Source organism: Pseudoalteromonas sp. SCSIO_11900 (genome assembly GCF_000576475.1).
In the GTDB taxonomy this organism is placed as follows: Bacteria; Pseudomonadota; Gammaproteobacteria; order Enterobacterales; family Alteromonadaceae; genus Pseudoalteromonas; species Pseudoalteromonas tetraodonis.
In genome coordinates, this window is the sequence record NZ_KK070023.1 from 2795527 (window position 1) to 2820105 (window position 24579).

At 40.9% G+C, this 24579-nt stretch carries 19 protein-coding genes, 9 tRNA genes and 2 pseudogenes; 5 read left to right on the top strand and 25 right to left on the bottom strand.

Annotated features, from left to right (window positions below; genetic code table 11):
* Positions 1 to 77: 77 nt before the first annotated feature.
* Entirely contained in the window at positions 78 to 344 is a 267-nt protein-coding gene (locus BG00_RS12875; protein ID WP_036983042.1) for a c-type cytochrome, read from the top strand.
* Positions 345 to 637: 293 nt separating this feature from the next.
* Positions 638 to 2809: a M3 family metallopeptidase gene (locus BG00_RS12880; RefSeq protein WP_036983043.1), complete on the top strand. Its 2172-nt coding sequence runs from the start codon at positions 638 to 640 to the stop codon at positions 2807 to 2809.
* 313 nt (positions 2810 to 3122) lie between these two features.
* On the opposite strand, the gene BG00_RS12885 is transcribed toward BG00_RS12880, so the two are convergent.
* The 20 genes from BG00_RS12885 to BG00_RS12980 all read right to left on the bottom strand — a co-directional run bounded on the left by BG00_RS12885 (position 3123) and on the right by BG00_RS12980 (position 17057).
* A tRNA-Ser gene (locus tag BG00_RS12885) sits at positions 3123 to 3212 on the bottom strand.
* A gap of 166 nt (positions 3213 to 3378) precedes the next feature.
* Positions 3379 to 4419, bottom strand: coding sequence for a quinolinate synthase NadA (gene nadA / locus BG00_RS12890; protein ID WP_036983045.1), 1041 nt, complete (start codon positions 4417 to 4419; stop codon positions 3379 to 3381).
* 150 nt (positions 4420 to 4569) lie between these two features.
* Positions 4570 to 4645 (bottom strand) — tRNA-Lys (locus tag BG00_RS12895).
* 319 nt (positions 4646 to 4964) lie between these two features.
* A tRNA-Lys gene (locus BG00_RS12900) sits at positions 4965 to 5040 on the bottom strand.
* Positions 5041 to 5113: 73 nt separating this feature from the next.
* Positions 5114 to 5189: transfer RNA gene (locus tag BG00_RS12905), tRNA-Lys, on the bottom strand.
* 72 nt (positions 5190 to 5261) lie between these two features.
* A tRNA-Lys gene (locus tag BG00_RS12910) sits at positions 5262 to 5337 on the bottom strand.
* Between the two features lie 72 nt (positions 5338 to 5409).
* Positions 5410 to 5485 (bottom strand) — tRNA-Lys (locus tag BG00_RS12915).
* A gap of 65 nt (positions 5486 to 5550) precedes the next feature.
* Positions 5551 to 5626, bottom strand: a tRNA-Lys gene (locus BG00_RS12920).
* Positions 5627 to 5697: 71 nt separating this feature from the next.
* Positions 5698 to 5773, bottom strand: a tRNA-Lys gene (locus tag BG00_RS12925).
* 171 nt (positions 5774 to 5944) lie between these two features.
* Positions 5945 to 6697 (bottom strand): tol-pal system protein YbgF, encoded by a 753-nt coding sequence (gene ybgF / locus BG00_RS12930; protein ID WP_036983047.1) that lies wholly within the window; start codon positions 6695 to 6697, stop codon positions 5945 to 5947.
* A 13-nt stretch (positions 6698 to 6710) separates the two neighbouring features.
* The gene (pal, locus tag BG00_RS12935; protein WP_036983049.1) at positions 6711 to 7250 is read right to left on the bottom strand and encodes a peptidoglycan-associated lipoprotein Pal; all 540 of its coding nucleotides are present in this window, start codon (positions 7248 to 7250) and stop codon (positions 6711 to 6713) included.
* Between the two features lie 35 nt (positions 7251 to 7285).
* Positions 7286 to 8644 carry a Tol-Pal system beta propeller repeat protein TolB gene (tolB, locus tag BG00_RS12940; RefSeq protein ID WP_013464640.1) on the bottom strand — a complete coding sequence of 453 codons (1359 nt, stop codon included), beginning with the start codon at positions 8642 to 8644 and terminating at the stop codon, positions 7286 to 7288.
* A gap of 8 nt (positions 8645 to 8652) precedes the next feature.
* Positions 8653 to 9558 (bottom strand): cell envelope integrity protein TolA, encoded by a 906-nt coding sequence (tolA, locus tag BG00_RS12945; protein WP_036983050.1) that lies wholly within the window; start codon positions 9556 to 9558, stop codon positions 8653 to 8655.
* Positions 9559 to 9562: 4 nt separating this feature from the next.
* The gene (tolR, locus tag BG00_RS12950; protein ID WP_016899822.1) at positions 9563 to 9994 is read right to left on the bottom strand and encodes a protein TolR; all 432 of its coding nucleotides are present in this window, start codon (positions 9992 to 9994) and stop codon (positions 9563 to 9565) included.
* Positions 9981 to 10685, bottom strand: coding sequence for a protein TolQ (tolQ, locus tag BG00_RS12955; RefSeq protein WP_036983052.1), 705 nt, complete (start codon positions 10683 to 10685; stop codon positions 9981 to 9983). Before tolQ ends, tolR begins: the two co-directional genes overlap by 14 nt.
* A gap of 875 nt (positions 10686 to 11560) precedes the next feature.
* On the bottom strand, positions 11561 to 12568 hold the full coding sequence (ruvB, locus tag BG00_RS12960; RefSeq protein WP_013464636.1) for a Holliday junction branch migration DNA helicase RuvB: 1008 nt from the start codon (positions 12566 to 12568) through the stop codon (positions 11561 to 11563).
* 7 nt (positions 12569 to 12575) lie between these two features.
* On the bottom strand, positions 12576 to 13193 hold the full coding sequence (gene ruvA, locus BG00_RS12965) for a Holliday junction branch migration protein RuvA (RefSeq protein WP_036983054.1): 618 nt from the start codon (positions 13191 to 13193) through the stop codon (positions 12576 to 12578).
* 2 nt (positions 13194 to 13195) lie between these two features.
* Positions 13196 to 13720 (bottom strand): crossover junction endodeoxyribonuclease RuvC, encoded by a 525-nt coding sequence (gene ruvC / locus BG00_RS12970; RefSeq protein WP_008114131.1) that lies wholly within the window; start codon positions 13718 to 13720, stop codon positions 13196 to 13198.
* A gap of 132 nt (positions 13721 to 13852) precedes the next feature.
* Positions 13853 to 16354, bottom strand: coding sequence for an ABC transporter permease (locus BG00_RS12975; RefSeq protein ID WP_036983056.1), 2502 nt, complete (start codon positions 16352 to 16354; stop codon positions 13853 to 13855).
* Positions 16344 to 17057, bottom strand: a complete 714-nt coding sequence (locus BG00_RS12980) for an ABC transporter ATP-binding protein (protein WP_036983484.1) — start codon at positions 17055 to 17057, stop codon at positions 16344 to 16346. The genes BG00_RS12975 and BG00_RS12980 overlap by 11 nt, the downstream gene beginning before the upstream one ends.
* Here BG00_RS12980 and BG00_RS12985 point away from each other — a divergent pair, their 5' ends adjacent.
* Both BG00_RS12985 and BG00_RS12990 read left to right on the top strand, forming a co-directional pair.
* Entirely contained in the window at positions 17058 to 17681 is a 624-nt protein-coding gene (locus BG00_RS12985) for an arylesterase (RefSeq protein WP_036983058.1), read from the top strand.
* A gap of 116 nt (positions 17682 to 17797) precedes the next feature.
* Positions 17798 to 17874, top strand: a tRNA-Pro gene (locus BG00_RS12990).
* A 410-nt stretch (positions 17875 to 18284) separates the two neighbouring features.
* Here the strand turns inward: BG00_RS12990 and BG00_RS12995 are convergent.
* From BG00_RS12995 to BG00_RS13005, 3 genes and pseudogenes are all read right to left on the bottom strand, one after another.
* Positions 18285 to 18644, bottom strand: a pseudogene (locus tag BG00_RS12995) (transposase); the annotation flags it as partial.
* A 436-nt stretch (positions 18645 to 19080) separates the two neighbouring features.
* Positions 19081 to 19329 (bottom strand): hypothetical protein, encoded by a 249-nt coding sequence (locus BG00_RS13000; RefSeq protein WP_008114111.1) that lies wholly within the window; start codon positions 19327 to 19329, stop codon positions 19081 to 19083.
* A 165-nt stretch (positions 19330 to 19494) separates the two neighbouring features.
* Positions 19495 to 20988 (bottom strand): acetyl-CoA hydrolase/transferase family protein, encoded by a 1494-nt coding sequence (locus BG00_RS13005; RefSeq protein ID WP_036983061.1) that lies wholly within the window; start codon positions 20986 to 20988, stop codon positions 19495 to 19497.
* 389 nt (positions 20989 to 21377) lie between these two features.
* Between BG00_RS13005 and BG00_RS13010 the strand changes: the two are divergent.
* Positions 21378 to 21971, top strand: a pseudogene (locus tag BG00_RS13010) (hypothetical protein).
* 58 nt (positions 21972 to 22029) lie between these two features.
* Here BG00_RS13010 and BG00_RS13015 read toward each other — a convergent pair.
* Entirely contained in the window at positions 22030 to 22581 is a 552-nt protein-coding gene (locus tag BG00_RS13015) for a flavodoxin family protein (RefSeq protein WP_024601163.1), read from the bottom strand.
* A 90-nt stretch (positions 22582 to 22671) separates the two neighbouring features.
* Positions 22672 to 24372: a cyanophycinase gene (locus BG00_RS13020; RefSeq protein ID WP_036983063.1), complete on the bottom strand. Its 1701-nt coding sequence runs from the start codon at positions 24370 to 24372 to the stop codon at positions 22672 to 22674.
* Positions 24373 to 24579: the final 207 nt, after the last annotated feature.

Consider the following 24579-nt stretch of genomic DNA (forward strand, 5'->3'; position numbering starts at 1 on the left):
ATGATTCATAATCATTTGGCTATGCATACCAAACTTATATAAATTAATCACAAACTAATGACACCTCCACCTAAGCAATGCTGTTCAATAATCAAAAGTCGGATTTAATTCGTTATGGGCGCTTATTAATTATTGATACCTATAAACAACTTCCCAATAACGTAAATAATAAGCTCAATTGTAGCACTTACCATCTTAATGAAGGGCGTGTAGCCAAAGCCGCGCCTTATGTGGGCATGAATGTGGTATATCCAAAGTATCGTTCACGTAATGCAAAAATAAACACCATTGAAGACAGAATTAATGGCTGTTTTCAACGCTCAATGAAAGGTCAGCCACTGTAAAGCGGATGACTGGCCAAAAGGTGGCGCACCAAAAGACGTGCGTCGATAAATAACTAGATAAGTAAATAAATTAAGCATCGCTGGCGTATTTAAGTCACTCAACGCCCCTCCTATTTACTGCTTTATATTTTACTCGCTCGTCAAAAAATGTACTATGGGGCATATAAATTAACAGCTCGTCGCAGTTAATTAAGACTTTATCGCAACCTAAGTGTAGTTACATTTAAGTCAACGTACTCTTACATGATTAATGACAAGGTAACGACAGGTTACAATAATAAGAGAATGTAAATATGAAAACTTTACTCGCCACGGCAATCAGCTCTGCGTTATTACTTTCGGGCTGCTCTGAGCCAAATGTAAACGCTGACAACAAACAGCAAACTACTGCGCAAAGTATTTCAGCGCAAGCACAACAAGCTACCAACCCATTATTAGAAAAAAGCACACTACAGTACGAAACCCCTGACTTTGCAGTCATCAAAGATGAGCATTTTTTACCTGCCTTTAATCAAGGTATGGCGCAGCAAATGGCGCAAGTACAAGACATTATTAATAATACAGCCCCTACGACTTTTGAAAACACCATCGTGGCACTTGAGCAAAGTGGCGAGTTATTAACGCGTGCAAGCAGCATTTTTTACAACCTTGCAGGCTCTAGCTCAAACCCAGCGCGTCGTGAGCTTCAAAAAGAACTTGCACCAAAGCTTGCAGCGCACAGAGACAACATCTTTTTAAATGATGCGTTATTTAAAAAAGTAGCCACACTTTTTGAAAAAACAGACTCTTTAGCATTAACAGCGCAAGAAACACGACTATTAGACGTTTACTATAAACGTTTTGTACGCTCAGGCGCTCAGCTTAATGATGAACAAAAGCAGCAAATACGTGATATTAACTCATCGCTATCAACTTTAACGACACAGTTTTCACAAAACTTACTTGCGCTAAGTAAAAGTAATGTTGTCATCGTAAAAGACCAAAAAGAGTTAGCTGGCTTATCGGCAGGTCAAATTGAACAATTTGCTAATGCAGCCACAGAAGCCGGCCACGAAGGGCAGTATTTAATTAAAATCACCAATACCACTCGCCAGCCTGTTTTAGCTTCATTACAAAACCGTGATTTACGCGAGAAAGTGTGGCGTGCATCTTCAGAACGCGCGCTAGATGGTGAATTTAGTAATCGCGACATTGTTGCGCAACTAGTTAAATTAAGAGCACAAAAAGCAAAGCTACTTGGCTACAACAGCTGGGCTGAATTTAGTTTAGAGTCGCAAATGGCTAAAAAACCACAAGCTGTATTTGATATGTTTGCTAGCATGGTGCCAAGGCTAACTCAAAATGTAGCGTTAGAAGCTGCCGATATTCAAGAAAAAATAAATGCATCTGCAGAGCAGTTCGAACTTAAACCATGGGATTGGTTATATTACGCCGAGCAAGTACGTCAAGATAAGTACAACCTTGATGAAAAAGCAGTAAAAGAATATTTTGAGTTTAACCGTGTATTAGAAGACGGTGTATTCTTTACCATGAATCGTTTGTATGGCATTACATTTAAGCCACGTAACGATCTACCTGTGTATCACCCAGATGTAAAAGCATATGAAGTATTTGACGCAAATGGTGAAAGCCTAGCTATCTTTTTTGCTGATTATTTTGCGCGTGAAGGTAAACGTGGCGGCGCATGGATGAGCTCGTTTGTTAAACAGTCTGGTTTGCATGGGCAAAAACCTGTTGTCGTGAATGTTATGAACATTCAAAAAGGCGCCAAAGGTGAGCCAACACTTATTAGCTACGATGAAACAACCACTATGTTCCATGAGCTTGGTCATGGCTTGCACGGTATGCTTTCAAAAGTAAAATACCCAACCTTATCTGGTACGTCAGTATCAAGAGACTTTGTTGAATTCCCGTCTACGTTTGAAGAAGATTGGGCAATGCACTCTGAAGTAATTGCTAACTATGCTAAACATTATCAAACAAGCGAGCCGATTCCGGATGAATTACTTGAAAAAGTAATTAAATCAAGAAGCTTTAACCAAGGTTTTGATACATTAGAATATGTATCTGCCGCTTTATTAGATATGGAATGGCATTCATTACCGGCAGATGCCCCACTGCAAGATATTGAAAAATTTGAGCAAGATGTTTTAACAAAACACGGCGTTAACGTGCCATTTGTGCCGCCGCGTTATAAGTCTGCATTCTTTTCTCATTCAATGGGTGGCGGTTACTCTGCAGGCTACTATGCCTACATGTGGAGTGAAATTTTAGCAGCTGACGCTTTTGCTTATGTACAAGAGCAAGGTGGCTTAAAACGTGAACTAGGTGACAAATACCGTAAAGAAATTTTAGAAGTCGGTAACTCGCGTGACCTGATGGAATCGTTTAAAGCATTTCGTGGCCAAGAGCCAGACACATCAGCCTTACTTAAACGTCGTGGTTTAACAGCCACGGTTGAATAACAAGCTGTTAGTAGAGCTTGATGGCTACATAGCCATTAAGCTCTGCTTTATGCTATTACATTAAACTTCAAACGCCCCTCAGCCATTTTTATGGGTATTAATAATTGCCCAGCAGCAAAACGAACGCCCCCACTTACCCAACCTGTTTAACCTTAGCCGAGCATGCATACGTTAAAACATCGGCATAAAAATAATCGAGTCGCGCAAGCGATAGGCTAACAGGCTAACAGGCTAACAGGCTAACAGGCTAACAGGCTAAACTTTATTACAGGCACAAAAAAAGGACGCTAAAAAGCGTCCTAATATTGAATAATGGTGGAGGAAGAGGGATTCGAACCCTCGTTAGGGATTAACCTAAACACACTTTCCAGGCGTGCGCCTTCAGCCACTCAGCCATTCCTCCACGGTGTTGCATTGCAACAGCGCGTTATAGTATGAAATAGGTTACATAGGTGCAAGGCATTTTTAAATTTGTGCTGCTAAGTGCCTAATAATCAATCAGCAATTTACTTTAGGCATAAAAAAACGGCTAACCCAGTAGGATTAGCCGTTTTTATACGAAGTGATGTTTACTTTGCCATGTTGGCTGTAAAGTCTAACATGCGATTAAGTGACTTGAGCGCGCCTTCGCGTAAGTCCATATCTACAAATACTTCTTTACCGCTGGCATCAATCAGTGCTTCCTCAATCGCTTGTAAGCCGTTCATTGCCATCCAAGGGCAGTGAGCGCAAGTTTTACACGTAGCGCCGCTACCAGCCGTTGGCGCTTCAAAAAACTCTTTCTCTGGGCATAGTTGCTGCATTTTATAAAAAATACCGCGATCGGTGGCTACAATAAACTTTTTATTAGGCATAGTTTGCGCAGCTTTAATTAGCTGGCTTGTTGAACCCACCGCATCTGCCAGTGCTACTATTTCGGCAGGTGACTCTGGGTGAACCAATACACCTGCGTCTGGGTGTAGGGCTTTCATATCTTTAAGCGCTTTGGTTTTAAATTCATCGTGTACGATACATGCGCCGTTCCACATGATCATATCGGCGCCGGTATTTTTTTGAATGTAGCTACCTAAATGCTTATCTGGGCCCCAAATAATTTTTTCGCCTTGCTCATCTAAGTGCTCTACTATTTCAAGTGCACACGATGAGGTAACTATCCAATCAGCACGCGCTTTAACCGCGGTAGAGGTGTTAGCGTATACCACCACTTTGCGATCTGGGTGTTGATCACAAAATGCTGAAAACTCATCCACAGGGCAACCAATATCTAACGAACAGGTTGCTTCTAGCGTTGGCATGACCACAGTTTTATTAGGCGTTAAAATTTTAGCGGTTTCACCCATAAAACGTACGCCTGCGACGATGATCATGTCGGCATCGTGGCGAGCACCAAAACGTGCCATTTCTAGTGAATCGGCTACACAGCCCCCTGTTTCTTCGGCAAGTGCCTGAATTTCAGGATCTGTGTAGTAATGGGCTACAAGCACTGCATTTTTATCTTGCAGTAGTTGCTTAATACGTGCTTTATATTCGCCTTGCTCGTCTTTAGTTAACGGCGCTGGCTTAGGAGGAAAGATATAACCTTCAGGCATAATAGTTTGAGCTAGACTCATGTTCTCGACCACTTCATCTACAGTGCATTAATTACGGCAAATTATACGAGAATACGCAGGTAAATAACAGCTATCTGGGCATGCTGTTTATAAATAAAAATAACAAACTAATTTAAATATAATAAGAGGAATGTTGAGATTTTTTAGAAGTGGTGGGTCATGATGGACTTGAACCATCGACCAATGGATTAAAAGTCCACTGCTCTACCAACTGAGCTAATGACCCGCTCTGTGTCTAACTGCCATTAATTCATCCTGAAGCTTGGGACCGGCTCGTCGTCCTGACTCGCGTTCATAAGACTGCGAAACTTCGTTTCGGTTTTTATTCACCCAACTGAGCTAATGACCCGCTCTGTGTCTAACTGCCATTAATTCATCCTGAAGCTTGGGACCGGCTCGTCGTCCTGACTCGCGTTCATAAGACTGCGAAACTTCGTTTCGGTTTTTATTCACCCAACTGAGCTAATGACCCGCTCTAAATTCTGTGTAGAATTAACATGCTGCGTAAATCCGCCGATTAAACCAATCTTTACTTAAATAAAGAATGGTGGGTCATGATGGACTTGAACCATCGACCAATGGATTAAAAGTCCACTGCTCTACCAACTGAGCTAATGACCCGCTCTAAATTCTGTGTAGAATTAACACGCTGCGTAAATCCGCCGATTAAACCAATCTTTACCTAAATAAAGAATGGTGGGTCATGATGGACTTGAACCATCGACCAATGGATTAAAAGTCCACTGCTCTACCAACTGAGCTAATGACCCGCTCTATGTGCTTACTATTTAAGTGAGCTGCGTAAATCCGCCGATTAAACCAAACTTTATCTTGATAAAGAATGGTGGGTCATGATGGACTTGAACCATCGACCAATGGATTAAAAGTCCACTGCTCTACCAACTGAGCTAATGACCCGCTCTGTGTGCTTACTATTTAAGTGAGCTGCGTAAATCCGCCGATTAAACCAAACTTTATCTTGATAAAGAATGGTGGGTCATGATGGACTTGAACCATCGACCAATGGATTAAAAGTCCACTGCTCTACCAACTGAGCTAATGACCCGCTCTGGTTTACTTATAAAAAGTAAGTGCGCGTAAATCCGCCGATTATAACCATTCAATAGAGAATGGTGGGTCATGATGGACTTGAACCATCGACCAATGGATTAAAAGTCCACTGCTCTACCAACTGAGCTAATGACCCGCTCTGGTTTACTTATAAAAAGTAAGTACGCGTAAATCCGCCGATTAGACCATTCTAAATATAAAAAAGAATGGTGGGTCATGATGGACTTGAACCATCGACCAATGGATTAAAAGTCCACTGCTCTACCAACTGAGCTAATGACCCGCTCTTTTTGCCGCATTTCGAGTGGGGTTACCATTCGTTTGCTGCGGGCGCTTATAATACTTATTTATAAAATGAGTGCAACCGAAATTGTCTCTTTTTTTAAGTTTTTATGTCTAGTTGAGCAATTTTAGACCGCTTATGACAAAAAGCAGTCTAATCAAGCATCAACATTTATTTTGATAAGCGTTCTGTGGCTAATTTAGCAGCAGTTGTACTTGGGTACTGATTGATAAGCTCATTCAGTATTTTTTGTGCTTCTGCCTTCAAACCTTGCTCTTGTAAAAGTGTACCAAGCTTTAACATCGCATCTGGGCGTTTATTTGAATTTGGAAATTCGTTAACAACTACTTTAAAGTGCTCGGCTGCTTTTACACCGTCATTTTTAATCGTTAATAGTTGTCCCAGCCAATAATGTGCGTTTGAGGTGTACACTGAATTTGGATACGTTGTTAAGAACGCTTGAAATTCTGGAATAGCTTGGTCGTAGCGTTTATCTTTCATTATAAGCGCAACAGCACGTTCGTACGCTTCGTTTTCAGATAAATCGCTGCTGTAGCTCTGCTCGTTACTAGGCTGTGTGTAGTCTGTTGTAGGCGCTGGAGCGGTCGGCTTTGCATACGCTTGGCTAACACGGTTCTCAATTTCTTGATAAAGCTCGCGTTGACGCTGGAGTACTTTTTCAAGCTTATAGCTTTGCTCTTCTGTTACTCCGCGTATTTGACTAACTTCATCTTGCAGTAAATTGAGCTGTTGCTGTAACTCTACTTGTAAAAAATTACGCTGTTGCATCATACTTTCAAGTGTTGCTAAACGCTTTTCAATGCTTGACTGTGAACTTGCAGCTTCTGAAACAGGAGCGGGAGCAGCCAAAACTTGGGTGCTCCCGCTCAATATCATGGCTGCCAAAATAATTTTCGGCTTCATAATATCTCTTATCTTAGTAAACTAGTACCGCACGGCGGTTTTTAGCGAAAGCAGACTCAGTGCGAGATTTAACCATTGGCTTTTCTTCGCCGTAGCTAACTACTGACATTTGGCTTGCAGAAACACCTAAGCTTTGTAGGTATTTTTCAACTGCTTGTCCACGGTGCTCACCAAGTGCAATGTTGTACTCTGGCGTACCGCGCTCATCTGCGTGGCCTTCAATTAATACTTTAACAGAAGGATTTTTAACTAAAAACTCAGCGTGTGCACGAAGTAAGTCTGCATATTTGCTTTCAACTGTGGCTTTATCAAAGTCAAAGTAGATAATTTGCTCTTGACGAAGCGCTTCGTACTTTTGACGAAGTTGCTCTTCTGCTTGTTGCTCTGGCGTCATTGTGGCTACTTCAACTGTATCCGTTGTTGTTTGCTCAACAGTTGCTTGGTTTGACTGGTTAGCTGCATTTTCGTCGATATCTGAAGATGAGCTACAAGCTGCTAGTGTCATTACTGGCACAGCAATTAGCAGGCCTTTAAGTATTTTGTTAAGTTGCATTGAGTAGATTCCTATTTTGAGTAAACCAGCAATTATTACTGTAAATATGGCGACCAAGCAGGTGCCTTTACTTGTCCATCAAGCACAGGTAAACGTGCTTTAAAACGACCGTCCATCGATACTAGCGCAAGTACCTGTTTATTATTGTGGAGCGTGCTGTATATAATCATCGAGCCATTTGGCGCTATGCTCGGTGATTCGTCAAGGCGAGTTCGTGTTAAAACTTGAAACGCACCTGTAGCCAACTCTTTCTTAGCAAGATGATACTGTCCGTTAGTACGGTTTACCATCACTAATTCTTTTCCGTCTGGCGAAATAGAACCCGCTAGGTTCATGTCACCGTCAAAGGTTAATCTTTGCGTTCTGCCAGTTTTTAAATTTAACTTATAAATCTGAGCATTACCACCCCTTTCCGACGTAAATACTATATCTTCACCATTTGGGTACCACGAAGGTTCGGTATCTATACTACGATGGCGTGTTAATCGCGTCTCTTTACGTGTTAGTAAGTCTAATAAGTAAACCTCAGTTGCACCAGTTTTATCTTTTGACAGCACGAGCAGTAACTTTTTACCATCTGGCGAGAATTGCGGCGCGCCGTTAATTCCCTTGTAGCTGGTGATCAATTCGCGTTTACCCGTATAAATGTCTTGAATGTAAATTTGGCTCTGGCGATTTTCAAAGGTTACATACGCTAACTTAGTACCGTCAGGTGACCAAACCGGCGACATTAATGGCTCTTTTGAACGCAATAATACTTGTTCATTAAAACCATCGTAATCAGCAACGACTAACTGATAAGGCTTTTCTTCGGTATCACGTACAATAACATAGGCTATTTTTGTTAAAAACGCGCCTTTTTCGCCAGTTAGCTTTTCATAAATAACATCACTAATGCGGTGCGAGTATCGACGAAATCCAGTTTCACCAATTACGCTTTGACGTGCTTCTAAAATATGGTCTTGGCTTTGAACAAGCTTACCGTTGCTCATCATTTGTGTTTCACCGCCAGTAATTTGGCCGCGAATAACATCAACAAGCTCATAACGTACTAAGTAACGTCCGTTGGTTTGCTGTTCTACTTCACCCACTAAAACCGCTTCAACGCCTTTATTAACCCAAGCGCCGTAATCAATATCGCCGTCTTTATGTGGTTGTTGAGGCATTTGTGAAACGCTAACTGGCTTAAATTTGCCACTGCGCATTAAATCAGCAGCAATAACATCGCTAAGCTGCTCTGGAATAGGGCCAATACCTTGATATTTAAAAGGCACAATCGCAATCGGTCTTGCACCGTCTATACCTTCAGTAATAACAATTTCAAGTGCCGCGTGTGCAACACCCTGAAACCCTAATATTAAAACTAAACAGGCTATTTTAATTTTGTTAAACATGTCATCCCTTAAAACTCTGGCGCGATGGTTATATTAATATTCTTTAATTGTTCGAATACGTCTTTATCTTTCGATACCGGTAATGTGTCGGCCATGCGAACCGCTCTTAAAGCAGCTTCACACACTAACTTATCACCACCTAACGACTTAACCTGCGTAACCAAGCCATTAAACCCAAGACGGAGATTAATGCGGCATTGCTGGTTTTTCATTTTTTCATCAATTAATAAGTTTTGCTGAATACGCGCCATAATTAATGCACGGTATTTATCAACTTCACTCACTACTTGCTGTTGACGTATTTTATTGCGTGCAGCCTGCTCTTTGGCAAGTTGCTCTTGCAGTATTTGTTCTTGTAATGCTTGCTGACGTTTACGCTCAGCTTCTTCAGCACGTTTTTTACGCTCTTCTTCGGCTTTTTTAAGCGCGGCTTCTTCGGCTTTGCGTTTGTCGGCAGCCGCTTTAGCAGCATCTTCAGCCTCTTGCTTTTGCTTTTGCGCTTGTTTGGCTTTTGCTCGCTCACGTTGTTCTATTTCGCGGGCTTTTTTAGCTTGAGCTTCGGCTTCGGCTCTTTCTTTCTCTTTAGCTTTGCGCTGCTGCTCTAGCTTTTTAATGCGTCTTGCTTCAGATTCACTTTGCTTACGTGCTTCTGCTGCGCGGCGCTCTAAATCACGAATGCGTTTATCTTCAGCGCGCTTTTTATCTTCTTCTTTTTTGCGTAACTCAGCAATTTTTTGCTCAACCTGCTGTTGATCCACGGTCACAGCAGACACCGCATTTTCTGGCTCAGGAATGGCGGCATTAAGCGTCACTTCCATTACTTTAGGTTTAGGTGGATGAATGTTTGCTGATGCATACAAAAATCCCCCTAATGCTAAATGCAGTATTACTGATTTGATTAACGACGTATTCATATGACTACTTGGTCCCCTCAAAGGATTCGGTCATTAAGCCTACCGATGGTACACCTGCATTCTTCAAAAAATCCATGAGCAGTAACACTTCTTGATACGACACTTTACCTGAGCCTTTAATCATTACTGGGGTATCAGGGTTTTTCATTAGTTGTAGTTTAATTACAGCGGCTACATCTAATGCTTCCATTGGCTCTTCCGGATCAGTACCTATGCTTACATAATACTTACCTTGCGAATCAATAGAGGCAATAATGGGCGGCGTATCTTTGGTATCAACTAAGTCTGACTCTTCCATTTTTGGTAGGTCTACTTTTACGCCATGGGTTATTAATGGCGCAGTGGCCATAAATATAATAAGCAACACCAACATTACATCAATGTATGGTACTACATTAATTTCTGCGACTGGGCGACGCTTTTTACGCTGGTACATTCGCTTGAGCCTCTATTTGGGTAGCTGCTTGACGGTGTAAAATATTGGCAAATTCTTCCATAAAGTTAATGTAATGAGATTCTAACTTTTCAACTTTATTAGCAAATCGGTTATAGGCAATAACGGCAGGAATAGCCGCAAATAAACCCATTGCTGTTGCAATCAAAGCTTCTGCTATACCTGGTGCAACCATTTGTAAGGTTGCTTGTTTTACTTCACCTAAGGCAATAAAGGCATTCATAATACCCCATACTGTACCAAACAAACCTATGTAGGGGCTAATTGACCCAACGGTTGCTAAAAACGATAAGCTTGATTCTAGTTTTTCTATTTCACGAGAAAGCGCAACCCGCATTGAACGATGCGTGCCTTCCATAACAATGCCTGCACTTTGAAAGGTATTTTTTTTGTGGCGTGCAAACTCTTTGAAACCTGAGGTGAATAACGCTTCAATACCCGTTGATTGACCACCGCGTGATGAAATTTCGTTATATAGCTTACTTAGGTCAACACCAGACCAAAAACGATGCTCAAATTTTTTGGCATTTGCTAAGGCGTCAGAGATGGCTTTTTTACGTTGAAAAATAATAGCCCACGACATAACCGACATAGCAACCAACGCTAGCATTACTAATTGCACAAGCAAACTGGCTTCTAGAATTAGATCTAAAAAATTAAGCCCTGATCCCACGTTAAACTCCTAAATAATTAAAAACATCAAATTGATTTATTTGAGTAAGGTAACTTTGTAACACATTAGCCACCATTAAAGTTCAGCTAGTGTATCTAGTGTATTTCCTGCTGACAACGATATTGCTGTGAATAGCCAACAAAAAACGTTAAAAAAAATAGTTTTACTACTTAACTCTTGTTTTACTGTATAAATAAATAACAATAAGGCTATTTATAAGCCTGCTTAATTTCACTAAAGAGTCACAAAAATACGCTGTTTATTCAAAATTAATGCATAAGCACTCATAAACACTACACGCTTACCTTAACGTAATAGTAAAACTAATACCGAACGTTTATATGTTAATATACATAAACAAAGCATTTCATTAACTTATAGAATTAATGGTTAATTAACATGCAACATTAAGTAAAAACAGAAAACCCCTGCTATTAGTTTTTTTAATCTGAAAATATAAATTTTCTAGTTTGAACAAATTCTGCCGCTTCGGTATTATTCTCCTATACCGAGCTAGCGCATTAAATGAAAGCTATTTCATTGAATCCAGTTCTTCGTAATATGATTTATTTCGTATTACTTTTTTACTTCTTGGGGTATGACCTCAACAAGTAAAACGTAGTTCCCTAGATTACTTCCTTAAACTTGTTGTTTGCCCGCATTATTTGCGGGCTTTTTTTTGCCCGCAATTTGTAAAATTAGTTACACTCGGGCTCAATACCGTTACTACAGCCGCACAATAGCCTGATATGTCTTAACGCTCAGTGAATTATTGGCAAAGTAAAATACGTCTAAATTTAGCCTTTGCTTATACAAAAAAGCCACTGTCGTTAAAATGACAGTGGCTTTAGAAAGAGTCTCGTTATTCTGGTTATTTAGTCTTTTTTAGGTAACAAGCCAAAATGGTGATACGCATTATCAGAGACAATTCGCCCTCGCGGCGTGCGCTGAATAAATCCTTGTTGAATTAAAAACGGTTCAATCACATCTTCTATGGTTTCTTTCTCTTCGCCTATTGCCGCGGCTAGGTTGTCAAGCCCAACGGGGCCACCCATAAACTTTTCGATGATGGCGAGTAAATATTTACGATCCATGTAATCAAAACCGCTTTTATCAACGTCAATCATGTCGAGGGCTTGTTGAGCTACCTCAGCATTAACCGTACCGTCTGACTTTACTTGGGTGTAATCGCGCACTCGACGCAATAATCGATTTGCAATACGTGGCGTACCGCGCGAACGTTTGGCTATTTCAGCGGCGCCATCGTCACACATTTCTAAACTAAGATAATGCGCTGAGCGCCCCACAATGTGTGATAAGTCTTCCACAGAATAAAATTCTAAACGCTGTACAATACCAAAGCGGTCACGCAGTGGAGAAGTTAATGACCCCGCACGGGTAGTTGCACCAATGAGTGTAAACGCGGGTAAATCAAGCTTAATAGAGCGTGCTGCTGGCCCTTCACCTATCATAATATCGAGCTGGTAATCTTCCATTGCCGGGTAGAGTATTTCTTCAACTTGCGGGCTCAAACGGTGAATTTCATCAATAAACAGTACATCACCCTCTTCAAGGTTAGTAAGCAATGCGGCTAAATCGCCCGCTTTTTCAAGCACAGGGCCCGAGGTGGTTTTAATATTTACATTTAATTCGTTGGCTACAATATTGGCAAGCGTGGTTTTACCTAAGCCTGGCGGACCGAATATTAATAAATGATCCAACGCTTCACTGCGGCTACGCGCGGCTTCAATAAATATTTCCATTTGTTGCTTAACATGCGGCTGACCACGATAGTCGGCCAGTAACTTAGGCCTGATAGCACGGTCTATGGTGTCTTCGTTGGTTTTTTCAGCAGCATCTATTAAGCGATCAGCTTCGATCATAATTTACTCACAGCATTGATTTCAAAGATTCTTTAATTAGAACCTCAGTCGACATATCGGGTTTGCTTATTGATTTTACTGCTTTTTGCGCTTGTGGCAATTTATAACCGAGCGCCACTAACGCCGAAACCGCATCATCGGCCGCATTATTGGCTATAGTTGCATCGCTCGCAGGCTCTATTACGGCGCTATCGCTAAATGGGGTAAATAAGTCATTACCCCAATTTTTTAATCGGTCTTTCATTTCGAGCACTAAGCGCTCTGCGGTCTTTTTGCCCACCCCTGGCAGCTTAACCAAAGCGGTAGCATCTTCATTATTTACACAACTTACAAACTGCTGCGCCGACATGCCCGACAAAATAGCTAAGCCTAATTTAGGCCCTACGCCATTAGCTTTTAACAGCTCTCTAAATAACGCACGCTCGGTTTTATTATTAAAGCCAAACAATAACTGTGCGTCTTCGCGTACTACAAAGTGAGTGTACACAATGGCGTTGTCGCCTACTTTAGGCAAATCGTAAAAACAGGTCATTGGCATTTGTACTTCGTAGCCAACGCCGCTCACTTCTAATAGTATTTCTGGGGGCTGTTTTTCAACTAACACGCCGTTTAAGCGACCTATCATTGTTATTTCCTTAGACGTCCTCTAACGGTTTTGCTTGCGCTACCCGCTAGTTTTATTAAATTTTGTTCAGAGTGGGCATGGCAAATTGCAATTGCAAGCGCATCCGCCGCATCGGCTTGCGGCGTACCTGGCAGTTTAAGTATGTTTTTAACCATATGTTGAACTTGCGATTTATCTGCCCCACCGTTACCCACAACGGCTTGCTTTATTTGCCGTGCTGAGTATTCAAAAACCGGTAAGTCGGCCATAGAGGCACCGACAATCGCAGCGCCACGAGCTTGGCCTAGCTTTAAAGCAGAATCAGGGTTATGCGCCATAAATACTTTTTCTATAGCAAATGTTTCAGGCGAAAATTGCTCTATAAGCTGTGTAATGCCTTGGTAAATCATTTTAAGTCGGGTGGGAAAGTCGTGATCGGCTAATTTAATACAGCCACTGCCTAAGTAAGTAAACTTAGCCCCTTGGTGCGCAACCACACCGTAACCCGTTAAACGCGAGCCCGGATCGATCCCTAAAATTATGGCCAAACAGCACTCTCATTATTGTTATTTATTAATAGTGCTAATAATGCCAGAGCACTGTATAAATTACCAGTACCAAGCAAAAACAAAAATGCCTACATAAAAAGTAGGCATTTAAACGCTATTTGGCTGAAAAGTTTACGCCAATGCGCGTACTAAGCCTTGGGTATTTTGTTTAAGCGTACAAGCAATCATAAAATAGCCTAACCCTGCTACAAACACGCCACCAGCAACGGGGCCAATAATCCAAATATTAGGATGCAGCTTACCCGCTAAATCAAACATTTGCTGCTGTACAATCAATAACGCAATATCGCTGAAAAATGCAGCCACCAGTCCGGCTAAACCGCCCAGTAATAAAAACTCATACAAGGTGGCATTTTTGATTAATCGGCTTTTAGCGCCCAAAGTACGCAGTATCACAATTTCTTGCATCCGCTCACCTAAGCTTGCTTGCACCTGCGATATAAGTACCAACGCGCCACACAACACCACAATAGCCAGTACAAAGCCAATAGCTAACGACACTTGTTCAATAGTCGATTGTATTTGTTTAACAAAGTTGTCTACATCAATCGCTGTAATCGTAGGATATGTACGTAATAACTGGCTAAAGTCGCGCTTTTGCTCAGGCTCAATACGTACTGATGAAATATACGTGGCCGGAAAGTCTTTGAGTACATCGGGGCTTAAAATAATGAAAAAGTTAGGTTTAAGCGTGGCCCAATTAACTTTACGTACATTGGTAATTTTAGCGTCGAACGACTGCGCACCAATTAAAAACGTGAGGGTATCGCCCATTTTCACATCAAGGCGCTTCATCATCGACTCTTCAAGTGAGGCCTCAGCTACTGCGTCATCGCCAAACCACTGGCCATCGATAATGTCATTTTGTGAGGGGACTTCGTTAAGCCAAGTTAAGTTAAGCTCGCGGCCAATACCTGAGCGGGCTTCTTCGTCTTTTTTCTCGTTGTCTTGCAATGACACTTCACGTGCTACTGCTTCGCCATTTACTGCATTCACGCGGCCACGAATCGTTGGGTAAAACTCCGACACTTGAATGCCTTTTTGCGCTAAGTATTCATTTACCGGATCCAGCTCATTTTGCGTAATATTAACCAAAAAGGCATTAGGTGCATCACTTGGTAACTGAGACTGCCAATCCGAAATAATGTCGTTTTTTAGCACAATTAAAAACAACAGTAATTTAATCGCTAGCGAAAAACTAATTAGCTGCACCGCATTAACGTTGGCGCGCTTTTGAATAGACGCAATAGCCAACGACCAGCTGTTACCTGGCTTTAAGCCAAGCTTTCGGCCCCCGCCAAATATTAATTTAGAAATTAAAAACAACACTAAAATAAGCGCAAGCGTTGAGGCAAATAAAATAAGGGTAATTTTAATATTGTTACTAAATAACCACATTAATAAAAATACCGTTAAGGCGCTAAGCCCTAAATGGATTTTACTTACCGCAAGGCGGTCGCCTAAATTACGGCGAAGCACTCTAAGTGGTGGAATATCAAATAAATCTAACAACGGCTTAATAGAAAACATAACCGCACAAATAACCCCGGTGCTAATGGCGACTAACCACGGTTTAAACCCTGCCATGGGCAATTCGGTTCCCATGCTTTTTGCAAGGTAACCAGTTGCAACTTCTTGTAAGCCGTAACCAATAGCAAGGCCAACGACTACCGCCATGGTACACACCATTAATAAGTGCATAAGGTAAATTTTGCGGATCATATCGCGGCTGCCACCTAAGGTTTTCATCATCGCGACGGGGTCGTATTGGCGCTCACAATAGCGCTTAGCCGATACTGCAATAGCAACCGCGGCTAATATAATGCCCAGCAAACCTGCTAACAATAAAAAGCTTTCGGCTCTGTTTAAGCTATTTGAAATGGGTGATTGACGGTCTTTTACACCATACCAGTTTTGGTTTTCTTTAAGTTGCGGTTTTAACCAATCGTAAAAACTATTGATGTCGCTTTCATCACCTGCATACAACTGGCGGTAAAATACACGGCTACCGGGCTGTATTACTTCAGTTTTTGGTACATCATCAATATTAATAAGTACTCTGCGACTGCTAGAGAACACATTAAATGGCGCATCGGGTTCTTCTACAATCACCTTTTCCACATTAAATAACGCGGCACCTAATTCAACTTGGTCGCCTACGTTTATGTTTAAACTGTAAAAAACCGATTCACTTAACCATACGTTACCAGGGCTTGGCGCACCGGGTGCAACCTCAGTTTGAGCATTCAAACCCGACTTAACTTTCAATTGGCCTTTAAGCGGGTAACTGTTTGATGCAGCCTTTACTGAGCTAAACTGCATTTGATCGTTTGCAAACAGCATAGTGTCAAAGTACACCATTTGTGCAGTTTGTAAGTTTTGTTGTTCTGCTTTGGTTATAAAGGCGGTATCTATGGCGTGATTGCTGGCAAGAACACGATCTGCTGCTATAAATGCACTGCTTTTTTGGGCAATACTTTGTGCAATTCGCTCTGTCACCATAGATAAAGTAAGCACGGTTAATACTGCCAGTGCAATGGCTGCGCTTATTACGGTTAGTTCACCACGGCGAAACTCACGAGAAAATAGTTTAAGCGCTAATTTAGCCCACATTTGCCATTTCCTCTGTTGAATTGTGTACCAGCTCACCGGCTTCAATCTGAATAATACGTTCACACTTTTGCGCCAGTGCTTCATCGTGGGTAACTAAAATAAGCGTAGTGCCATTTTGTTTATTTAAATCAAATAATAACGCTTCTATCATGTGGCCGTTTTTGCTATCTAGGTTAGCTGATGGCTCGTCGGCAAACAGTATTTTAGGCGAACCCACGAATGCGCGAGCAATGGCAACACGTTGTTGCTCACCACCAGATAACTGCGACGGGTAATGATCAACACGGTGACTCAAGCCGACTTTTTCAAGTAATGCGAGCGCTTGCTCTTTAGCATCACGTTCGCCAGCAAGCTCAGCGGGTAACATCACGTTCTCAAGCGCAGTTAAACTTTGTACCAACATAAAAGACTGGAATACAAATCCGACTTTAGCAGCTCTCAGTGCTGCACGTGCTTCTTCGTCTAATTCGTGCAGCGGCTCGCCATCTAACACCACCTCGCCACTGCTGGCGGTATCAAGCCCTGCTAGCAAGCTCAATAATGTAGATTTACCAGAGCCCGACGTGCCCACTACGGCAACAGACTCGCCATGCTTGACATTAAAGCTGATGTCGCTGAGGATGGACAACTCACCTTCAAAGGTGGAAACCACTTTAGATAAACCATTTACTTGAATTATATTTAATTGAGAAAGCGCTGACATATGACCCATTCAATCCTACGTTGTGTATTCATTTTATTTTTAGTTATTAACCCACTACACGCGGTAGCTAACAACACGATTTTAATACTTGGTGATAGTTTAAGCGCAGCCTATGGCTTAAAACAAGAACAAGGCTGGGTGCAATTGTTACAAGATAAATACGATACCGAGCAACGCCCTATCAACTTAGTAAATGCCAGTATTAGCGGCGAAACCACCGGCGGTGCATTGCGCCGATTAGACGCGCTACTTGAGCAATACCAACCAACTCACGTGCTCATTGAGCTTGGTGCTAATGATGGCCTGCGCGGTTTTCCAATCACAAAAATGCAAACTAACTTAACGGCTTTAATTGAAAAAAGCCAAGCTGCAAATGCACAAACCGCACTTATGGAAATTTATATTCCACCTAACTATGGCCCACGTTACAGTAAAATGTTCACCGATAGTTTTGCCAGTGTTAGCAAAGCCACAGGCTCTTATTTAATGCCGTTTTTTGTACTTAAAGTAGCAGGAAAAAACGAGCTAATGCAAAACGATAACTTACACCCTAACAAAACTGCGCAACCAATACTACGAGATGAAATGTATAACACGATCAACCAGTGGTTAAATAAAGAGTAAAGCCGTGTAAAACTTCTGGCGCAAGCGCTTAATATTAAACGCTTGCGCAATAAATATCCAAACAAACAAAAGCTTATTGATTTTTTTATAAATACACGTACTATTGCAATCGAAGTCGGTATGTGGCGCAGCTTGGTAGCGCACTGTCATGGGGTGGCAGGGGTCGAGAGTTCGAATCTCTCCATACCGACCAATTAATTTTGTTAACTTCAATTAGTTATAAATTAAAACATCCTCTTTATCGCACTATAAAATTTGCCTTTCTAAATATTTATCGCACCCTTTTTAATCTAATTTATTTTCTACTTTCTGATTCTGATTGGGGGGGATATATAGGAAGAGAGCTAATGGCACCCTCCTAAACCAGCTTTCTCATTATTTTAAAAAATAAACACATTTAACTTGTCTCCATGTTTTTCAAATTGTAATTTGAGTCTAAAAATACAATAGAGAATGTTATGCAGATCGATCAAAAAAGAAAAACCACTTTACCCTTATTGTTTGATGAAATTATTTGCAATTGTGTTTGGCTCAATACCATGCCTTTTAGTATTACAATTTTCAGGTGTAGAGGGTCTAGTTAATCTCAGATCTGCATAAGAATTAAAGCCGAGTCACTTTTATACTCGGCTTTTTAGTCTGAAAAGTATAGGCAATTAATCCAGCCATTAAAATTAAATTAGCCATAAATGAGATGCAGCTGCGGTGCCTTGTGTGGTCTATTTGAGCCATATTTTTCAGCTGGTCGAAAACTGTTTCAATGATGAAACGCGTTGATAACATCGCTCTATCCCAAGATGATATTGGCTGACGTTTCATATTACGTCGTTGACCTGTAATAAAATCAATCCCTTGCTCAGCAAGTTCCGCTTTTAGGTTTGCAGATACATAACCTTTATCTGCGTATAAACTACCTGTAACATTATCGACCATATCTAATAATAAACAAAAATCATCGACATCTACGTAAATTGCATTTAAGTTATTCATGCCCTTGCCTCGGTAATCTTATGTTTCTTGGTCGAAAGATCTGATCACCGCAAGGGCATTTAGTTCCATTTCTTATGTGCAGCTCAGGTTAGCTAGCATAACAACGACAACAAGAATGAGTTCAATAGACATCTTCAACGCTGGCGAGAGTGTTTTATCTTCTTGTAACTGAATTTTAGTTTGCTCAACTATTTCAGTGATATTTATGCTGTTTAAATTCATTAAAGCTAGAGCGATAGGGTAATCGCTCTAGCTTGGCACACTGGCAGGATCAGCCAATAGCTAAAAAAGATCCTTAGAAAATAGTTTGTCTTGGTGAATAATTACCATTTATTTTATATTTAACACCTGTTTAAAATAAACCACAAAAAAAGCGCCATTTGGCGCTTTTTAAATTAGTAGTAAGGTATTAGTGTTTACGCCCTACGCCGTTGCGCACCATATCTTGGCCGCTTTGAAAAATCTCTTCGGTAATTTCACGGGCTAATAAAAGCTGTTGCTTGTCATCAAACACCGCGACAAAACGGCTGCCGTCGGCATTATTAGTTGCCATGCCGACGCCTGCTACGCCAGTTAAACCTAAACCGCCGTTTTCCACTTGCAGTAAAAAGCTTTCAAGTTCCGCGAGAGTGTCGATTGCGGTTAGTTTATTTTCCATTATGGTTACTCTGTATGTTGCTCGCCACGGCGAGTCTGTAAAAAATATGCAGTTATTTTACAGCACACAGTAAAAACTTAAACCACCTTATGGCAAAACAATAACAACGCGCTATAAAGCATCGGCATCATAAATTAAAAACCCCGCAAATGCGGGGTTTATGTATTAGCTTTGCTTCATTGTGCCTTGTTGTTCAAGGCGGGTATGCCAGCTGAATGCTTCTTCTAAAATATGAGGCGTATGGCCGCCACGTACACAAGCACGCTCGTAGTAATCAAGCATAGCGTTGCGATAATCTGGGTGTACACAGTGTTTAATTACTTCAACAGCACGTTCGCGTGGCGCTAAACCACGTAAATCAGCTAGGCCTTGCTCGGTTACTAAAATATCAACATCGTGCTCGGTATGATCGACGTGGCTTACCATAGGTACCACGCTTGAAATAGCGCCGCCTTTAGCAATTGATTTAGTTACAAACACCGATACATGCGCATTACGTGCAAAGTCGCCTGAGCCACCAATGCCGTTCATCATTTTAGTACCACACACATGAGTTGAGTTAACGTTGCCATATATATCAAACTCAAGTGCCGTGTTAATTGCAATAATACCTAAACGACGCACAATTTCAGGGTGATTCGACATTTCTTGTGGGCGAAGTACTAGCTTATCGCGGTACTTTTCAAGGTTATTAAATACTTGTGCGTTACAACGCTCTGATAAAATAATTGAACACCCAGAGGCAAAATTAAGTTTACCCGCATCAATTAAGTCAAAGGTAGAATCTTGTAATACCTCTGAGTACATAGTGAGGTCTTTAAAATCTGAGTCTAATAAACCCATCATGACTGCATTGGCTATGTTACCAATACCCGCTTGTAATGGGCCTAAATTTGCAGGCATGCGCTGTTGCGCTACTTCTTCTTTAAAAAAGTTAACTAAATGGCGTGCAATAGAGGCGGTATCTGCATCTGGGTCGGTTACTGTTGAAAATGAGTCACTTTGATTGGTAAATACAATACCCACAATTTTAGCCGGATCGATTGGAATAGCAGTACTACCGATACGGTCATCTACTTTCACGAGCGGCACTGGAGTACGCGTAGGACGATACGAAGGGATGTAAATATCATGCAGCCCTTCAAGCTCTGGCTGATGTAACATGTTAATTTCTACAATTACCTGTTTGGCAAAAATAGCAAAACTTGCTGAGTTACCTACTGACGTAGTTGGTACTATGTGGCCTTCTTCTGTAATAGCAACGGCTTCAATCACCGCTACATCAGGCATAGTTAACTGATGATTACGTAACTGTTCAACAGTTTCAGATAAATGCTGGTCAATAAACATGACCTCACCGTTGTTAATTGCTTTACGTAATGTGCTGTCTACCTGAAATGGCATACGACGCGCTAACGCACCTGATTCAGTAAGTAGCTTATCTAAGTCGTTACCTAATGACGCGCCCGTCATTAGGTTAATTTTCATTGGGTTTTCACGTACTCGCTCGGCAAGCGCACGTGGTACAGCTTTCGCTTCACCGGCACGAGTAAAACCACTCATACCTACGGTCATGCCGTCTTTAATAAATAAACTGGCCTGCTGTGCAGACATCACTTTGTTGTGTAAATCACTATGACGAATTCGTTCTAATTGCATTTGGAACCCCTTAAACCCCATTATTATTTGGGCGCTATTTTAAGTATTTCCTTATGCTTCGTAAGCTAGACCTAAGTCTCATTTACGCATAGTTGGTATAAAAACGTTGCAGAGCGCTTTAATTTTGTACACTTCATTACTTAACTTATTGCTGTTATTGGGGGGTAGAATACCAAAAAATCTATTCAATCATTTAACTAAATAAGCTTAAAAACAAATATAATTACTTTAAATCAAGTGCTTATATTTTTAGCCAGAAAAGCTAAAATTATAAATTGTATAAAAATAAAGCCGTACAGGCTAAATCCTACAAAATAATAAACGGGTCATTCATTGGGCAGAAACCTTGTAAGGAATAGAATCTACGATTTAGGTATTAAGGAAAATACATAGATTTGTCTGACGAAGAAATTAACTTTTTATCTGGGTTGTTTGAACCTAGTCAAAGTACAGCATTAATTAATGAAACAAAACTAACAGTACAAACATCAATACCAGATGGTATTGCGCATTTACTTGGTCAGGCTAAATTAACCCTATTAGCAGAAGTAGCTCATTACCAACTGTGATTTCCACTTCAATTTAAAACTGATGAATTAGGCCATTTCAGTACTGTGTTAGCAGCCCCAGAAGTGATTGATACTAAAGGCACTCAACGTAGCTGGCGATTAAGTGAATTAAATATTCAAAGCCAAGGTTTTTGCATTGAATCTATCTCAAGCACAGGAATATTTTTAAAATCCACATCAATAAACAGTGAGCTTGATGAGTTACAAAATATGCAATTTATTTTACCCAATGAAGCGGCTATATCATTAGACATAGAACCCGTTAGGCACAGTGAGTGTGGCATAGCAGCTAAAATAAAGCATATTCACCATGGTAAAGAGCAACTGAGAGCGTATTTATTTGAAGTTCATAAACGTGAATATTCAAGCTTATATCAACTTGAGCATAGGCAAGAACTGGGGCTATCAAACTAAAAAGCCACACTAATTAAGTGTGGCTTTACGGATTAAATAAACTTAATTTAGGTCATTTTTACTTTAATCGTTTTGCTATTTCAGCAACGCGCTCACCGTATAAACGAGCCGTTTCTAAATCGCCTGATGGAATAGCCGTTTCGTCAGCATCAGTAGGTGATTGTACTAATACGCCAACCGAACCGCCTAAGTTATTGATGTCTTGACGGGTTGATTCCAATTTATTGGCGGGTGGTAACCCTAGGCTTACCCAAATTCCACCATGCTGTGAAGCTAACGTTTGCATACTAATTAGGGTGACTTGTTTGTCGCCATTTAGGCTGCCGCTATTAGTAAAACCGCCAAACACTTTATCTTTCCAACCCATGGTAAACCACACTTTAGAGGTGGCATCAACAAACTTTTTAAACTGCCAAGGGTATGAGCCCATATAGGTAGGTGCACCAAAAATAATGGCGTCTGCATTGTTTAATGCATCCCAATCGGTGTCTTTAATATCACCATTTTCATCGATTGCAATAAGCTGAGCGTTTGCTCCATCAGCCACAAATTCCGCCACTTTTTTGGTATGGCCATATCCAGAAAAATAAATAACCGCTACTTTACTCATGAACCTTCCTTTTGTTGTGATTTAATAACACGCTTTAAATATAGTATGGCCGCTTAATCTAAAATCAACTAAGCAGCGTGTTTAATTAAATTAAAAGGTACTCACTGAAATTTCTAAATTACTCACCGCACAGCCATACTGCTCAGCACTAATACGGTGATAAACCGACTCAGGCTTAGTTGATAGACTAATAATAAACGCATCTTGCTGACCAACAGCGGTTTGTTCTTGGCTCAAGCACATGGCTTGCGTTAAAGAGCGCAATTTGGCATCCGTTAAAATACTGCCGAAACGCTGAACCGGTAAAGGCGGTATTTTAATTGCTGGTAATGCTTGGCTAATACTGCGCTGACTTAAGGTAAAATCATTATTTTTAATATCAATCACACTGCCAGCAGGCCAGTACGAGTAACTGTAGGTTTTAGTTTCAGCCTGAGCCTGCCCTGTTGATTTAACCATCACCACACCATTTTTACCAATTACGGTCATTAAATTCCCTGATTCAGATTTAATAACCACTAAGGCGGTGGTTTCGTCTACACCAAAACCAAATGCGGGTTGAGCTTGATTTGCACTGAAGCTGTCGAGCAAGGTGCCTAGTCTTAATGTACGGTTTCGCTCACTAAAGTGTGTATCGAGTACACCGTAACTAAATGTGCCTAAACCCCCAAAGCGGTTGTAAGTTAAACTATCGCTGTTTGAGCGCTCACTGGGTGCATCAATGGCTTGCGCGCCTTCTTTCAATGCCGATAAACTTGTGCCATTAGTGATCATAACCACATTACCACCGTGCGCTTGCCCGCCACTTTGCACTGCGGTGCCTGCACTTGTACCTACAACAACAGGGCGAGACTGTAACGCTTTTGTCCATGGATATGGCTGATTATTTTCATCAAACAATACCTTGCGCGTTAAGCTTTGATCGCCGCCATTAAACATAACACCGGTACTATTTTTGATTAGCTGCACTAGAGCGTCTGTGCCGTTTTTACACAGCAAATATTCTGCTTGAGTGCGATCAGGGTAAATATATTCACGTTGATATAGCCCCATTTCAGAGTGCCTAAGCGTGTTTAAATCATCACATTTATTGGTAGTTATTGCTTTAGCAAGCGCAGGAGTTAATGCAAGCCATTGTGAATTTATATTGGGAAAACGAAGTAATCCTTCGTAAAAATCAGCAGATTCATAAGGGTCTCTGCTTGAGGCGGTAATGGCTAGTATGCTCGGGTTAGTACTTTTTACTTTTAAACTGCCCGATATAAATTGCAAAATATCTGTCGCGGCGGATTCGCTATTAAGCGCGGTATTGACCTGCTCTTTTAGTCGCGTATTGTCGCTCTGCAGCTGCGCTACTTCAAGCATATCTATTACAAAATTGTATTCTTGATCCGTTAAACTATTGAGCTGTTTACTATCAATATCGCGCCATAACCATAACAGCTCTTTTTTTGACAATGTGGGTGATGATTTAGCCTGCATTGTTGCTAAATTTTTAATAGTTTTGTTTTTAGCTTGCGTATTTTTACTTGGCCATTGTAGCTTTATTTGACTAATTTTAGCGTGGGAGAGCGCAAATACATTATGTATTTTACCCGGAATTTGTGTGTTTTTTTCACAATTTTTAGGGCTTAAACTAGCACACGTTGTGAGTGCACCGCCGACTAATACTAACGTTTGTTCAGATTCTTTTGCGCTTAACTGCAGCGAAAAAGCAATAAAAAACGAAAAAACAGCCGTTACTGTACGCGATTTAGCTAACCGTTTGTTTGGTAAATATATTCGTTCCATTATGTTATACTCATGTAAAAAATTATAAGAAATAACTTGCGAGAGCGTCTCTCACTTGCTGTGAAAAAAAGGAACTTTAAAACGCGAGTAAGCTAGCACCCCTTTGCTGGCTTTGTCAAAAACCTTTTGGAATGAGAGTTATGTTTAAAAAAGCACGTTTGCTTACAACATATTTCTACTCACCACACTACCTTTCGGAGTGGTTTG

What these genes read in the sequence shown, in the direction of transcription:
- BG00_RS12875 (WP_036983042.1), top strand. Translation starts at nt 78, where the DNA reads ATGCTGTTCAATAATCAAAAGTCGGATTTAATTCGTTATGGGCGCTTA.
- BG00_RS12880 (WP_036983043.1), top strand. Translation starts at nt 638, where the DNA reads ATGAAAACTTTACTCGCCACGGCAATCAGCTCTGCGTTATTACTTTCG.
- nadA (WP_036983045.1), bottom strand. Translation starts at nt 4,419, where the DNA reads ATGAGTCTAGCTCAAACTATTATGCCTGAAGGTTATATCTTTCCTCCT.
- ybgF (WP_036983047.1), bottom strand. Translation starts at nt 6,697, where the DNA reads ATGAAGCCGAAAATTATTTTGGCAGCCATGATATTGAGCGGGAGCACC.
- pal (WP_036983049.1), bottom strand. Translation starts at nt 7,250, where the DNA reads ATGCAACTTAACAAAATACTTAAAGGCCTGCTAATTGCTGTGCCAGTA.
- tolB (WP_013464640.1), bottom strand. Translation starts at nt 8,644, where the DNA reads ATGTTTAACAAAATTAAAATAGCCTGTTTAGTTTTAATATTAGGGTTT.
- tolA (WP_036983050.1), bottom strand. Translation starts at nt 9,558, where the DNA reads ATGAATACGTCGTTAATCAAATCAGTAATACTGCATTTAGCATTAGGG.
- tolR (WP_016899822.1), bottom strand. Translation starts at nt 9,994, where the DNA reads ATGTACCAGCGTAAAAAGCGTCGCCCAGTCGCAGAAATTAATGTAGTA.
- ruvB (WP_013464636.1), bottom strand. Translation starts at nt 12,568, where the DNA reads ATGATCGAAGCTGATCGCTTAATAGATGCTGCTGAAAAAACCAACGAA.
- ruvA (WP_036983054.1), bottom strand. Translation starts at nt 13,193, where the DNA reads ATGATAGGTCGCTTAAACGGCGTGTTAGTTGAAAAACAGCCCCCAGAA.
- BG00_RS12975 (WP_036983056.1), bottom strand. Translation starts at nt 16,354, where the DNA reads ATGTGGGCTAAATTAGCGCTTAAACTATTTTCTCGTGAGTTTCGCCGT.
- BG00_RS12980 (WP_036983484.1), bottom strand. Translation starts at nt 17,057, where the DNA reads ATGTCAGCGCTTTCTCAATTAAATATAATTCAAGTAAATGGTTTATCT.
- BG00_RS12985 (WP_036983058.1), top strand. Translation starts at nt 17,058, where the DNA reads ATGACCCATTCAATCCTACGTTGTGTATTCATTTTATTTTTAGTTATT.
- BG00_RS13000 (WP_008114111.1), bottom strand. Translation starts at nt 19,329, where the DNA reads ATGGAAAATAAACTAACCGCAATCGACACTCTCGCGGAACTTGAAAGC.
- BG00_RS13005 (WP_036983061.1), bottom strand. Translation starts at nt 20,988, where the DNA reads ATGCAATTAGAACGAATTCGTCATAGTGATTTACACAACAAAGTGATG.
- BG00_RS13015 (WP_024601163.1), bottom strand. Translation starts at nt 22,581, where the DNA reads ATGAGTAAAGTAGCGGTTATTTATTTTTCTGGATATGGCCATACCAAA.
- BG00_RS13020 (WP_036983063.1), bottom strand. Translation starts at nt 24,372, where the DNA reads ATGGAACGAATATATTTACCAAACAAACGGTTAGCTAAATCGCGTACA.